At 53.8% G+C, this 13,604-nt stretch carries 15 protein-coding genes; 1 reads left to right on the forward strand and 14 read right to left on the reverse strand.

Annotated features, from left to right (window positions below):
* Nucleotides 1–5 precede the first annotated feature (5 nt).
* The 8 genes from ybeY to FE788_RS09730 all read right to left on the reverse strand — a co-directional run bounded on the left by ybeY (nucleotide 6) and on the right by FE788_RS09730 (nucleotide 6,439).
* Nucleotides 6–563 (reverse strand): rRNA maturation RNase YbeY, encoded by a 558-nt coding sequence (gene ybeY, locus FE788_RS09695; protein ID WP_138380449.1) that lies wholly within the window; start codon nucleotides 561–563, stop codon nucleotides 6–8.
* Between the two features lie 2 nt (nucleotides 564–565).
* On the reverse strand, nucleotides 566–1,624 hold the full coding sequence (locus FE788_RS09700; RefSeq protein WP_138380450.1) for a PhoH family protein: 1,059 nt from the start codon (nucleotides 1,622–1,624) through the stop codon (nucleotides 566–568).
* Between the two features lie 16 nt (nucleotides 1,625–1,640).
* The gene (gene miaB, locus FE788_RS09705; protein WP_138380451.1) at nucleotides 1,641–3,032 is read right to left on the reverse strand and encodes a tRNA (N6-isopentenyl adenosine(37)-C2)-methylthiotransferase MiaB; all 1,392 of its coding nucleotides are present in this window, start codon (nucleotides 3,030–3,032) and stop codon (nucleotides 1,641–1,643) included.
* Between the two features lie 119 nt (nucleotides 3,033–3,151).
* Complete coding sequence (locus FE788_RS09710) at nucleotides 3,152–3,997, reverse strand: lysophospholipid acyltransferase family protein (RefSeq protein ID WP_138380452.1); 846 nt, start codon at nucleotides 3,995–3,997, stop codon at nucleotides 3,152–3,154.
* 71 nt (nucleotides 3,998–4,068) lie between these two features.
* On the reverse strand, nucleotides 4,069–4,479 hold the full coding sequence (locus tag FE788_RS09715) for a Fur family transcriptional regulator (protein ID WP_138380453.1): 411 nt from the start codon (nucleotides 4,477–4,479) through the stop codon (nucleotides 4,069–4,071).
* 147 nt (nucleotides 4,480–4,626) lie between these two features.
* Nucleotides 4,627–5,094 carry a ribosomal protein S18-alanine N-acetyltransferase gene (gene rimI / locus FE788_RS09720; RefSeq protein ID WP_168190361.1) on the reverse strand — a complete coding sequence of 156 codons (468 nt, stop codon included), beginning with the start codon at nucleotides 5,092–5,094 and terminating at the stop codon, nucleotides 4,627–4,629.
* 4 nt (nucleotides 5,095–5,098) lie between these two features.
* Nucleotides 5,099–5,818 carry a tRNA (adenosine(37)-N6)-threonylcarbamoyltransferase complex dimerization subunit type 1 TsaB gene (tsaB, locus tag FE788_RS09725; RefSeq protein WP_168190362.1) on the reverse strand — a complete coding sequence of 240 codons (720 nt, stop codon included), beginning with the start codon at nucleotides 5,816–5,818 and terminating at the stop codon, nucleotides 5,099–5,101.
* Between the two features lie 24 nt (nucleotides 5,819–5,842).
* Nucleotides 5,843–6,439, reverse strand: coding sequence for a malonic semialdehyde reductase (locus FE788_RS09730; protein WP_138380456.1), 597 nt, complete (start codon nucleotides 6,437–6,439; stop codon nucleotides 5,843–5,845).
* A 261-nt stretch (nucleotides 6,440–6,700) separates the two neighbouring features.
* Between FE788_RS09730 and FE788_RS09735 the strand changes: the two genes are divergently transcribed.
* Nucleotides 6,701–7,789 carry a polysaccharide deacetylase family protein gene (locus tag FE788_RS09735; RefSeq protein WP_168190363.1) on the forward strand — a complete coding sequence of 363 codons (1,089 nt, stop codon included), beginning with the start codon at nucleotides 6,701–6,703 and terminating at the stop codon, nucleotides 7,787–7,789.
* A gap of 64 nt (nucleotides 7,790–7,853) precedes the next feature.
* Here the strand turns inward: FE788_RS09735 and FE788_RS14380 are convergent, their stop codons facing one another.
* From FE788_RS14380 to murJ, 6 genes are all read right to left on the reverse strand, one after another.
* A complete protein-coding gene (locus FE788_RS14380) occupies nucleotides 7,854–8,408 on the reverse strand; it encodes a NifU N-terminal domain-containing protein (protein WP_138380458.1) in 555 nt (184 codons plus the stop codon).
* Between the two features lie 93 nt (nucleotides 8,409–8,501).
* Entirely contained in the window at nucleotides 8,502–8,993 is a 492-nt protein-coding gene (locus FE788_RS09745; RefSeq protein WP_138380459.1) for a universal stress protein, read from the reverse strand.
* A gap of 120 nt (nucleotides 8,994–9,113) precedes the next feature.
* The gene (locus FE788_RS09750) at nucleotides 9,114–10,079 is read right to left on the reverse strand and encodes a DUF2333 family protein (RefSeq protein ID WP_168190364.1); all 966 of its coding nucleotides are present in this window, start codon (nucleotides 10,077–10,079) and stop codon (nucleotides 9,114–9,116) included.
* 87 nt (nucleotides 10,080–10,166) lie between these two features.
* A complete protein-coding gene (locus FE788_RS09755; protein ID WP_168190365.1) occupies nucleotides 10,167–10,820 on the reverse strand; it encodes a DUF4136 domain-containing protein in 654 nt (217 codons plus the stop codon).
* A 54-nt stretch (nucleotides 10,821–10,874) separates the two neighbouring features.
* On the reverse strand, nucleotides 10,875–11,885 hold the full coding sequence (gene trpS, locus FE788_RS09760) for a tryptophan--tRNA ligase (RefSeq protein WP_138380462.1): 1,011 nt from the start codon (nucleotides 11,883–11,885) through the stop codon (nucleotides 10,875–10,877).
* A gap of 149 nt (nucleotides 11,886–12,034) precedes the next feature.
* Nucleotides 12,035–13,588 (reverse strand): murein biosynthesis integral membrane protein MurJ, encoded by a 1,554-nt coding sequence (murJ, locus tag FE788_RS09765; protein ID WP_138380463.1) that lies wholly within the window; start codon nucleotides 13,586–13,588, stop codon nucleotides 12,035–12,037.
* Nucleotides 13,589–13,604: the final 16 nt, after the last annotated feature.

Below are 13,604 nucleotides of genomic sequence, written 5' to 3' on the forward strand. Positions count from 1 at the left end.
TATTTTTACGTTGACATTTCCTGATAGGGGTCGTCAATCCCAAAAGTCGCCAATAGACGTTTTTCAAGGGCTTCCATCACTTCGGCGTCCTTTTCGTCGATATGATCATACCCCAGAAGATGCAAAAAGCCATGCACGACCAAATGAGTAAAATGATCCGCGACGGTTTTCCCGGAAGATATGGCTTCCTTTTCCACGGTTTCAAGAGCCAGGATTATATCGCCCAACGATAAGGGGTATTCAGGAAGGTCAGGTTCAGGCCCAAAAAACTGCTTTAGCTCCGCCTCGTCCAGACCGGGAAAAGACAACACATTCGTCGCCTTGTCCTTATCACGGTAGTCCCGGTTCAAAACCCGGATCGCCGCATCGTCAGTCAGGACCACACTGAGTTCCAAATGGGGGAAGGCGGCAATATTCGCGGTTTCAGGCAATTCATGAAACAAGGCGGTTACAATCCGCGCCACCTCGATCTCGGGATCAGCGAAATGCACCCGCCATCCCTTTTCCTCGACGCTCACATCGAGGTGAAAACTGTCCGGCAGATGAAACCTGTCCGACGGCATGATCAGTTCTTTTTCCGTACCGACCGGGAAGATGTTGCCGAGGCGTTTTTCACCGGGTTTTTTTTGTCATAGGCTTCGACAATTTTACTGACCAGGGAATGGCGCACCACATCTGCTGCCGTAAAATTGACAAAGGCGATATCACGAAGACGGCCCAAAGTCTCAAGGGCATCAGCCAGCCCGGATTTCGAACCGTCCGGCAGATCCACCTGTGAGGGATCACCCGCCACCACCATACGGCAGTTTTCCCCGAACCGGGTAAGAAACATTTTCATCTGCATGGGTGTGGTGTTCTGGGCTTCATCCAGAATCACAAAGGCATTGGAAAGGGTACGCCCCCGCATAAACGCCAACGGCGCAATTTCGATCTCTCCCCGTTCAATGCGTTTTTCCGTCTGTTCCAGGGAAATCATCTGTCCCAGTGCATCAAACAACGGCCTGAGATAGGGGTCCACCTTTTCCCGCATATCTCCCGGTAAAAATCCCAGCTTCTCCCCCGCTTCCACCGCAGGGCGCGACAAAATAATGCGTTCCACCCGCCCCTCCAAAAGGAAAGAGACCGCCATAGCCACCGCCAGAAATGTCTTGCCCGTGCCCGCCGGTCCCAGACCAAACACCATGTCATGATCTCTGAGCGCTTCAATATATTTCGCCTGATTGGGGGACCGTGGGGAAAGCACCGTCTTGCGAGTCCGGATCACAATATCTGTACTGCCGGAAACTATACTGCCGGAAACTTTTCTAACCTTGTCTTCGCCAAGGGACGGTTTTTCCGTCAGCTGAGCCAGGCGCACGGCCGCATCCACCTCATTCAGTCCCACTTCCCGGCCCTGGTCCACCATATCATACAATTTCAACAGCACCGATTTGGCAATATCGCAGGCTTCGGACGCTCCATAAATGGCAATCAGATTGCCCCGGCTGTTGAGCATCACATCCAGATCCTGCTCCAGACGGGACAAATGAATATTATATTCCCCGCACAACAGCGCCAATAGCGCGTTATCCTCGAATTCCAGGACGATTTCTTCGTTGATCTGTGTGCTTTTGCGGGAAGGCATACGCGTCACTACCTTTTCAGGCCGCCGGCTGGCCGGCCTGTGCGGGCCCCACTACTTCCCCTTTCAGGCTGTGCGGTCCGGCAGCAAGGATTTTGACATCAACAATCTGGCCAAACAGCGCCGCCACATCTTCCTTGTTCGGCAAAGTGACATGCACGGCCTGCATATACGGGCTGCGGCCCACCAGTTGCCCGGTTTCCTTGCCGCGCCGTTCCAGAAGCACCGGCATCACCCGCCCCACCGTATTTTCGTTAAAAGCCACCTGCTGACGGGACAGCTCCGCCTGCAATTCAGCCAGTCGCGCAGCCTTGACATCCTCGGGCACCTGATCGTCCATAACGGCGGCGGGCGTTCCCGGCCGGGCGCTGTATTTAAAGGAATAGGCCTGGGCATAACCGATGTCCCGGACCAGGTGCATGGTTTCCCCAAACTCCGCATCCGTTTCCCCGGGAAACCCGACGATAAAGTCTCCGGAAAGGGCAATGTCAGGACGCGCCCGGCGCAATTCCTCAATAATCCTGCGATAGGACTCGGCCGTATGGTGGCGGTTCATGGCTTTCAAAATCCGGTCGGATCCGGCCTGTACAGGCAGATGCAGATACGGCATGCATTCTTCCACCTCCGCATGCACCCGGATCAGATCCTCACTCATGTCGGCCGGATGGGATGTGGTGTAACGAATTCTCCTGAACCCTGGATCCTTGGCCAATTCCCGGATCAGGCGTGCCAGTGACCACTCCTCACCAGAAACCGTCAGGCCGTGATATGCATTCACGTTCTGCCCCAGGAGCGTCACTTCCACCACGCCAGCTTCCGCCAGCCGGCGGGCATCATTCATCACATCTTCGACCGAGCGGGAAAATTCCGCCCCCCGAGTATAGGGCACCACGCAATAGGTACAGAATTTGTCGCAGCCCTCCTGAACCGTCAGAAACGCTGAACTTTTCCGTTCCACCTGTTTCCTGGACAGACTGTCGAATTTTTCATCCACCGACAAATCCGTATCCAGAATACGCGGCTTGCGCCCGGCGGCCTTGGCGGTGATGGCCCGGTTGACCATATCCGGCAGACGGTGATAGGTCTGCGGCCCAAAAACCATATCCACCGCCGGCGCGCGTTTCATGATTTCGCCGCCTTCCGCCTGGGCCACACAGCCACCCACGGCCAGAACCATGTCCCGCCCCTCGCGGTTGTGCTTTTCTTTCATCTGGCGGATACGGCCAATGTCCGAATACACCTTTTCAGCGGCCTTTTCACGAATGTGACACGTGTTCAGCACCACAAGGTCGGCATCATCTGGCTTGTCGGTCACCTGATAGCCTTCAGGCGCCATCACGTCCACCATACGTTCCGTATCATAGACGTTCATCTGACAGCCATAGGTTTTAATATAAAGTTTTTTCGTCACATTCAGACCTGCTCAAAAATAGGCACGCGCTCGTAAAACATCTTCAGGGCTTCTTCCCTGAAAATCCGCATCAAGGCTCGCAATCTACCACTTGCGGCGCAGGAGTCAACTCACGGGAGTTAACTCAGAAGCAGCCTTCCCCCGGCCTGCCGGCCCCGCAAGGTGTCCACCAGACGTTTTTCAATGGTGCGATGACAATAACTGGCCAATTCCTTACGGGACTTGAACAGGTTGCGGGAAACCGGCTCATGAAAATGAACTTCCACATCCACACAAAGCAGCTTCAAAAATGCCTTCAGATGCGGTGTCAGTTCCATGTCCCCATACCAGGCCACTTTCGGCAGCGTCGAACGCAACACCGGCATATTATTGATCCGCCGGTAGACAAGCGTGACCGGCTGCACCATCAGCGGCTTACGTTGACCTGCGGCTTCATCCTCAACATGCATGACCTGTTCAGTAACCCCAAACAGGGCACTTTTGAAGGGCAACACCCGGGACCCGTCGGATGTGGTACCTTCAGGAAACAGGATCAAATTGTCTCCGTTCTGCATGCGCTCATGGAGCTCCTGTTTCTGGTTATGGACGTCACTGCGTTTATTGCGATTGATAAAAATGGTCCTTTGCAGCGTCGCCAGATAACCGATCAGCGGCCATTCCGCCATGTCACCGCGGGCCACAAAACAGGCCCCTTTGAGGATCCGTCCCAACACCAGTATATCAATCCAGGAAATATGATTACAAACATATAAAACAGGGCGGCCATTCTGTACTGGCTGGCCCACCGTCCGGATCCGGATATTCAGGGCATTGCACAAAGAGCCGTGCACCATATGGGGCAACCGTTTATATCCGGGTATCCTGAATTTATGGAACAGGATCGTTGGCGGCAAAAGGACCATCATATAGGCCAACGCTTTAGCAATCCTGAAATACACCCGCATAGCGATCCGTCTTATCCGCATGAAAGCCCTTCCGCCGTTGCCCTGTGGGCATTTTCCACGGGATCAGGAAGGGCTTTTTGTGATTAGGTTTTTTACGATTTGATCTTCGTGCCATACAGCTCCAGGCGATGATCCACCAGTTTATATCCCAGTCGCTTGGCAATCGCATCCTGCAGAGCTTCGATCTCCTCGTCATTGAATTCGATGACTTCTCCGGATTCGATATCAATCAGATGGTCATGATGTTCCTCAGAGACCGGTTCATACCGGGAACGGCCATCCCGAAAATCGTGGCGTTCAAGGATACCTGCTTCTTCAAATAACCTTACGGTGCGATAAACGGTCGCAATGCTGATATGAGGGTCGATATTGGTGGACCGACGATAGACTTCTTCAACATCAGGATGATCATCAGCTTCCGAAAGAACCCGTGCGATAACCCTGCGCTGTTCCGTCATGCGCATACCCTTGTCGATACAGATTTTCTCAATTTCCGAAGTCATCTTGTTTCCTTGAGATTATTTCTGATAAAGCCTGATAAGTGCAGTAAAGTATATTTGTTGCACGGAACTATACACATATTAGCACCTGTTGCCAGAACTTTTCAAGAAATGTAGGTCCCGGAAAGCCCCCCCCTGTCCAACCGAACTTTACAGACGACAATGCATCACACAAGCGTCTTCCCGCTCCCCGCCTTCCAGCGCGTAATACCCTTTTCGGTTTCCCCTGACCTCAAACCCCATCTTGAGATACAGCCGCCGTGCCGCCTCATTTCCCTGACGTACCTCAAGATACAGATCCTGCACGCCCTGCCCCCTTAGGTGATCCAGCACATAGACCAGTATCCTCTGTCCCAGGCCCTTGCGACGAAAGGCGGGATGTACCGCCAGGGTCAGGATTTCCGCCTCGTCATTTACTCGCCTGAACAGGACAAAAGCCTTAGGACTTCCCCCCTCGCTCAGGAGACAAGCCGAAGTTCCCGGCATGGCGAACAGCTCCCCGAACTCCTTTGCAGACCAGGCTCGTTCCGGGCTTTCCCGGAAACAATCCTTATGAAGTTCCGCCAGAAGTGCCGTGGCTTCCGCCCCCATTATGTTGACACCTTCGCCGGCCGTCATGGCCCTAATCCTGAAATGGGAGGATGACCGGCTGAGGCAGCACCGCATCGGGCGGGCGAAGATACAGCGGCTGGACCAGATTTTCTTCCTGTGCCGTATCCCGTCGCTCCCAGGCGAGACGGGCCAATATGGCCGCATCGGGCTGGGTCTGTACATCCGGGAACAGCATATCGGCTCTGCCGGCCTGCATCAGCCTCTCCTTCACCAACCCCGCTCCTGTGCCAAACAGGAACCCCACCTGCGGATCAAGACGGTTCGGTACATCGTCCAAGGGCACCGCTTGCGGTTCCGTAAGCGGATGTATGCGGGAGCCTGTCCTGCAAAATTGCTGTAAATAGATTTCACCCCGGCGGGCATCATGGGCTACGGCGAACCCCCCTTCCGGAACCTCGTCATATTCCAGAACATTCATGGCGATGCTCTCAAGAGTTCCCACTGCGATCAACGGACGCCCCAGCGCCAGCCCCAGCCCCTTGGCCACCGCCAGCCCGATGCGCACCCCGGCAAAAGTGCCGGGGCCGCGGGTCACAGCGATATAATCCATCTCCCCAAGCGCAAGCCGGGCTTCTTCGCAAACTTCAGTAATCATGGGCACCAGCCGCTCGGCGTGGCCGCGCTGACGCTCTTCATAAAGACTCGCGACAAGCTCGCCCCCGGAAACGCCCCCGGAAACGATTGCAGCGGAACAGGCCCCGAAGGCCGTATCCATAGCCAGAAGATTCACAATATCTCCACTTACGTTCATCAATTAGATAATCGTGCAGGCTTCGTCGAAACCCAGCCTGTCTTCCTGCGGCGGCAAGGATGCGGGGTCCCCGTATCCCATGGCGCATAAAAAGTTTACCCGCACACTGCTGTCTTTGAAAAAGGTTTCGTTAACGGCCTTTTCGTCAAAACCGGACATGGGGCAGCAATCCAGCCCCAACGCCCGGGCGGCAATCATCATATAAGCACCCTGCAAGGATCCGTTACGCAGCGCCGTTACACGGGTGAAATCATTATTGCCCTCAAAAAATTTACTGACTCCCGGTGTCAGTTTGAACAGCCGGTCCAGAGTTTTCGGAAAATCAAGATCATAAGCCACAATAACTGTAAAGGGGGCTGTCAGGATTTTCGACCGGTTACTTTTCATGGCGCAAGCCGCCAATTTCTCCTTAGCCTCCTCACTCTGGGCGATCACAAAACGGGCAGGACTAGAGTTAAAACTTGTTGGCCCCCACCGCAGCAGGTCATACATGGCCCGGATGGTAATTTCCGATACCGGCCGGTCCTGCCAGCCTTTGAAGGAACGCGCCTTGCGAAAAATTACGTCCAGATCCTTGTCCGAAAGAATTTGATCAGTCATCCAGAATGCCTTTCCGTGTTTGGGCCAATGTTATTGACCCTAATGTTATTACCCAATGGTATCAAAATGAATTAATGACCAGTTCCCGCTTACAAAACGGGGGCGATCTCTTGAATGTATACAAATCCCTCCCGCCTTTGGGAAACATTAAATGGCACCAGACGAAGTGTTTTTTCCGCCGCAGAAAGCTTCTCTTCAATGATTCACATTTTGACAATTCCTGTTATACTCCCGCACAGTCTGTCAGAGATCGGAGTACACATGGATTTGAGAACTTCGGCGCACACAGGGCGCAAAACTGTTCTTGTGATATTATGTCTTCTGGTGTTGATGCTGTGTGCACAATACGACAAGGCCCTCAGCGAGGAGATGACCGCGGAAGATTCGGCCGTGGTTCTCATGTATCACCGTTTTGGCGAAGAGCGCCTGCCGTCAACCAATATCCGACTGGATCAGTTTGAAGCTCATCTGGAAGAATTGAAACAGCAAAAATACAATATCGTTCCCCTGTCAGTCATTGTGGACGCCTTCCGCTCCGGCACAAAACTCCCCCCCCGGACGCTCGCCATCACCATTGATGACGCCTATCTGTCCATTTACACTGAAGCCTGGCCCCGTCTTAGAGAAGCCGGGTTCCCCTTTACCATTTTTGTGGCGACTGAGCCGGTTGACCTGGAGCTTAAAGGGTATATGACCTGGGACCAGATTCGAGAGATGGAAAAGGATCCCCTGGTCAGCATCGGTCATCACGGCCACAGCCATACTCATTTGCTTCGGATAAGCCCAGAAGACGCCCGCCGGGATCTTGAGATCGCCTCCGAACGGTACCGACGTGAACTGGGATATGTGCCGAACATTCTGGCCTATCCCTATGGAGAATATGACAAAAATATCAGAAAAATCGCCAGAGAGATGGGGTTCAGGGCCGCTTTCGGACAACATTCCAGTGCGGCAAACAGTAACTATGACCGTTATGCTCTGCCTCGTTTTGCCTTTAATGAAAAATATGCCGGGATCGGGCGATTTCGCCTGATCGCCAATGCCCGTGCTCTACCGGTCAAAGACATATTGCCACAGGAACCTCTGATCACGAGTCCCAATCCGCCGCTCGTGGGCTTTACCGTGGAGCCATCCGTTACAGGGCTTGCCGCCATGAGCTGCTTCCCGTCCCATTTGGGCAAAGCGGCCAGACTCGAACGCATTGGCGGCAACCGGGTGGAAATACGCTTTGACAAACCCTTCCCCCCGGGACGCAGCCGCATCAATTGCACCATGCCGGGACCGGACGGCCGTTGGTACTGGTTTGGCATGCCGTTTTTTGTCCCCGGCGGCACAGAACCCGGGGCCTAATTACTCCGGATAGGTCTAAAGTGAATAGAGCCAACCTCACAATTCGCTCTAGAGTGAGTTGTGATTAGATTGCCTCGACGCTTTCCACTTCGGGAATATAATGCTTCAGCAGGTTCTGAATCCCGTATTTCAGGGTTGCGGTTGAACTTGGGCATCCGGAACAGGCCCCCTGCATGTGCAGATAGACAACCCCGTCCTTGAAGGCGTGATAGATGATATCCCCCCCGTCACGGGCTACAGCCGGGCGAACGCGCGTATCCAGAAGCTCCTTGATCTGTTGGACAATTTCATCGTCCTCCTCGGCCCCACCTTCGACCACCGGCGCCGGGGTGGCCCCGTCATCCATCACCGGTTCGCCAGCCGTGAAATGTTCCATAATGGTGCCCAGAATGACAGGTTTCAGTTCTGCCCAGTCCCGGCCATCGCTGGTGATGGTAATAAAATCATACCCGAAAAACACCCCCTTCACGCCGTCAATGGCAAACAAATGACGGGCCAGCGGAGAACAGGCAGCCTCTTCCGCCGTTTCAAAATTGGCCGTGCCCTGCGCCATCACAACTTCACCGGGGATAAATTTCAATGTTGCCGGATTCGGCGTCTGCTCAGTCTGAATAAACATATTCTTGCCCTGTTAATTACCCTTTCCCCATACATGGCGACAGATCAGGCAAAAATCAAGACCAAAATAGTCGAGTTTAGAAAAAAGCGGAGGTCAGACGAATTTATCTATTTCTTCATCAGTCATGTTCCCAGGCACGACAAGAACCGGCATATGCAGAACTTTTAGCAGCTCTTCTCGAAAAGCCCGGACAATCGGACCGGGGTCACCATCAACATTCGCCCCCAGAACCAGCAGGTGCACGTCCTGATCTTCCCGGATATAATCAACAATCACTTCCCGGAAATCCCCTGTGCGGATCACAATTTCGGGGGTCATGCCGCTCAGGGCCTCGGCCTCACGCACAAATTCCTGCAACATTTCCTCGGCCTCCTGGCGGGCTTCTTCCTCCATGAGTTCCTTGACACTGACCCAATGCTGAAAATCCTGCGGCTGGATGATATGCAGCATCACCATGGAGCCACCGACCTTGGCGGCCCGGAGACTGGCAAGACGCAACACCTTCCGGAATTCAGGTGTATTGTCGGCAATAACAAGAAACTTCCACTTGCTGTCTGTTTTGTCCGTTTTGTCCGTTGTGGACATATATCCCGATCCTGTTGTTATAACCTGCTTATTTTTTATGATTATTTATTTTCTGAGATGCTCCCTGGTATTTCTTTGGGCAACATTGTGCCATTGGCATACAGGCTTTTGCAACAGGAATTATTTTAGCAGAATATTGGTGAGTTCCTTGAGTTGGGTGCGCGCACGGAGCAGATAAAATCCCTGCGCCGCCAGATGATTGGGGAAAGCCATGCCGTCTGGTTGACAATTGGATATGATCGTGGGATCAAGATCCACGACAGAAGCAAAACTTTCTTCCATCTCATTCCAGGTGCTGTTCAGTTCCCTGTCCTTGATCACCTGTTCAAAATCGTGTCTCAAAGCCTTGAGAATCATGCTGTAGGCATACGCCTGACCCTTGACATTATAAAACAGGTCATCAGCTCCCATATCAAAAACACACCCAAACCCTTCCCGGATATATTTGTCCAGCGCCGCCGATGACGCGCCAAGATCCAGCGCAATCCGGTCAAGGGTGGCCAGAAGATTATCCCCGCGTCGTTCAAAGACAGCCTCGCCCGCGGCCAGACGCTGGTTATAATTTCGCAGCTTCTTCAGGGCAGAACGATACTGGGCTTCGGAAGTGGATACCGGCAGCAGGGATACGGACGGATCCCACCACCATTTGTCGGCCGGATATTGCAACAGACCCGATACTTCCTGCAAATCCGGATCCGCCTTGCTGGACCCCCGCGTCCGGCCCAACTGATCCACAAGTTCAAAGCTGAACCGGGCAATGGCGGCAATTATGCCTTGCTGGTAATTGGCCATATTGTCGAGGGGACCGCTGGGATAAAAAAACGGATCATTGCTGATCCAGCTGTGCTGATTCACTTCCCGGTCAATCAACGCCGACGACATCGCCACGGCGTAACTGGCGTTACCGGTCATGGTATAGTTGGCCGGCCGAAAGGTCCGGTCATCATCAATCACATGAATGACGATCATGCCGATCGGGTAATACAGCAGAAGAATGGCCAGAAGAACCAGAAATATTCTTTTGATACCAACGCCCCGGATATTTTCCGTAATCCAGAACCTAAAATCCTTCAACCATTCCCACATACAATCCCCCGTCCGGCCGGAAATCATTATGATATGTCTAAGTGTTACGCCTGCCTCTGCGCAGTTTTCCCGGGGCAGCCCCCAGGGTCAGTAGTCTTTTTGTTCTTCAAGGTCAATGACCACCTTCTGGGTCGTCCCGCTCACGCCGGGAAAATTCTCGAACATGGCCTGCACCAGATAAGGCATCAACGCCGGCAGGTCATTACTGCGCCCCATGCTTTCGACCCGTCCTTCATACAGGTTCTTGGCCCCGTCGAAATTGGGACGGATATTCATTTTCAGCACCCGCGTATATTTGACATAACTGCGGACATCCCGGCCATAGGGATAGCCCCAGTATCCGCCATAATACCACCTGTGATGCGGCCAGAAATGATGGAAATGATGATGCCCGAAATGGTGAAAATAGGGATATCCCCAATACCCAAAACCGGTACCATAGGAACGGACAAACACCTTGCCATCATCCACCCCGTAATCCAGTTCCACCACCAGGTCCGCAGGCTGGCCATTGGCCGGCCGATAGCCCAGCTTACCCAGCTCATTGCCCACCATGTTGGCGTATGTGGCGAATTCCAGACTGCCTTTCAGGCTGTCATCCATCGGCACGATCACAATTTTCTCTCCGGATGGCTGCGGAAGAGAATGAAAGGTGGTGACAGTGGAACGAAGGTTGTTACTACAGGCGGCCAGAAGACTCAGTACCGCCATTAATCCGACTGTTTTAATGACTCTATTCATAAGAATGGCCTTTCGCATCCCCTGACCCTATGGATGAGTATATAACATTCCTGGTCAAGGTTTCAAGAAACCCACAATCTGTTTTATGTTCTCCAGGATCGGCTCCGCCAGCGTCGCCGCCTTTTCCGCCCCATCCCGCAAGATGCTGTCCACATAGGATTTCTCCTCGCACAGCCGTTTCATTTCTTCGGTAATCGGTCCCAGGACCTCCACACTCAGAGCCGCAAGGTCGCTCTTGAAGGTGGCAAATCCCTGCCCGCCGTAATCTTTCAGGACATCTGCCACACACCGATCCGACAGGGCCGCATAAATGGTAACCAGGTTCCGGGCCTCAGGGCGATTTTCAAGACCGGCAGGTTCCGACGGCAAGGGGTCGCTGTCGGTACGGGCCTTGCGGATTTTTTTGGCAATGGTTTCCCGATCGTCGGTCAAGTTGATTCGCGCCATGTCGGACGGATCAGATTTGCTCATTTTCTTGCTGCCGTCGCGCAAGGACATTACCCGGGTGGCTTCCCCCAGGATAAGCGGCTCCACTTCCGGAAAGAAATCCACGCCATAATCATTGTTGAATTTCTGGGCAATGTCCCGGGTCAATTCCAGATGCTGTTTCTGGTCTTCGCCCACAGGGACATGTGTGGCCTTGTACAACAGGATATCCGCCGCCATCAGATTAGGATACACATACAGGCCAGCACTGGCCCGTTCACGATTCTTGCCCGCCTTTTCCTTGAACTGGGTCATGCGATTCAGCCAGCCAAGACGCGCCACACAGTTGAAAATCCAGGCCAGTTCTGCATGACCGGATACCTGGCTCTGGTTAAAAATAATAGATTCCGCAGGATCAATCCCGGCCGCCAGCATTCCCGCCGCCACCTCCCGGGTGGCCCGGCGCAGCTCTTCCGGATCCTGCCAGACGGTAATGGCGTGCATATCCACAACGCAGAAAATGCTTTCATACTGCTTCTGAAGTCCCACCCAGTTGCGGATCGCCCCCAGATAATTGCCCAGGGTCAGGTTGCCGGACGGCTGTACGCCGGAAAAAACGCGGTCTTGCTGTGTTGTCATCTTACTTTCCTTTGGGATTATCATTGCTTGGGGGCATTGTGGACATGCCCCTTATCTTTGAGCCCGTAAACTCTGGGTCCCATAAACTCTCTGGGTTATGACGATTAATCATGTCGCGGTCAAGGGAAGTGTTGTCGGTCGGGTCTGTTTCACTTCACAGCGCGTCGGCGGGTCAGCAGATCCAGGTCTTCACGACGAACCGCTCCAACGACAAATGCCAGCACAACATAACTGGCCACACCGCCGATCACCAGCACCGCCAATCCCACTAGCTGTGCGGAAAGTTCCCCGGCGATCCAGGGCGCCACAAGATGCGAAAGCTGCCAGACCAGAAGTCCCATGCCCAAACTACACAAGACATAACGCCCAAGGCGGGTCAACACCATACGGTCAAACCGGTACTGCCCCCGCCGGATCAGCCCCGTGCACAGCAGCGCCACATTAACCCAGGCGGATATGGCCGTTGCCAGCGCCAAGCCCACATGTTTGAAAGGAATCATCAGCGCAATATTCAGCACCAGATTCACCATCAGCGCCACCATCGCAAACTTTACCGGTGTTTTGGTGTCCTTGCGGGCGAAATACCCCGGGCTGAACACCTTGGCCAGTACATAAGCCGGCAAGCCAACCGCATACGCGGCCAGCGCCAGTGCCGTCTGCCGGGTATCCTCAGCTGTAAACTGATTGCGTTCCAGCAGCACGTGAATCAGCTCATAAGGCACAATAATAAACGCCACGGCAGCGGGAATGGTAAAAAACAGTCCCATCTCAATAGCCCGGTTCTGATTGGCACTAACCTGTCCTTCATTGCCGGCGGCAATTTCCCGTGCCAATAGCGGTAACAAAACCGTACCCAGGGCCACCCCGATCACCCCAATGGGCAATTGATTCAGCCGGTCCGCATAAAACAGAAAAGACAAAGACCCATCCGGCAGATGCGAAGCCAATATCATGTCCAGCATCAGGTTAAGCTGGATCACCCCGGCCCCAAGGGCCGCCGGCGCCATAATGGTCAAAAGCTCCCGCACCCGGGGGGTAAGCCGCGGCCAGCGCAGATGCAGGCGATACCCGGCCTTGCGACAGGCCATATAGAGCAAAACGAGTTGAAGGAACCCCGCCAGCGAGACAGCAATAGCCAAAGCATGAGCCGGGGTTTCCAGCACCTCTTGGGCAAAAACCAGTGCCGAAATCAGACAGATGTTAAGCACAATCGGCAAAGCCGCGGTTTCCGCAAACCGCCCCAGGGCATTCAGGATCCCCCCCAGCAGGGATACCAGGGAAATAAACAGAATAAAGGGGAAGGTAATCCGGGTCAGCACCACGGCGAGGGAAAATTTAGCGGCATCGTCGGCAAACCCGCCCGCCAACACGTAAATCACAGCTGGCGTGAACAGTTCCATCACCCCTACCAGCCCCAGAAGCGCCACTAAAAGCCCCGCCAGGGCCTCTTCTGCAAAATTCAGGGCCTCCTGTTTACCCTCCTTTTCCAACGTGGCGGAAAACAGCGGCACAAAAGAGGCGCTGAATGCCCCTTCTGCAAACAGCCGTCGGAAAAAATTGGGCAGCTTGAAGGCCACCACAAAACAGTCCGCCACAATACCCGCCCCCAAAATGGACGCCATCAGAATGTCCCGGACAAAACCCAGAATACGGCTCAGAAAAGTGAAACTGCCAAAAATGGCGGTGGCTTTTAAAATGGACATGTGAATACCGTGGCCC

This window comes from Luteithermobacter gelatinilyticus (genome assembly GCF_005849285.1).
GTDB lineage: Bacteria > Pseudomonadota > Alphaproteobacteria > Sphingomonadales > Emcibacteraceae > Luteithermobacter > Luteithermobacter gelatinilyticus.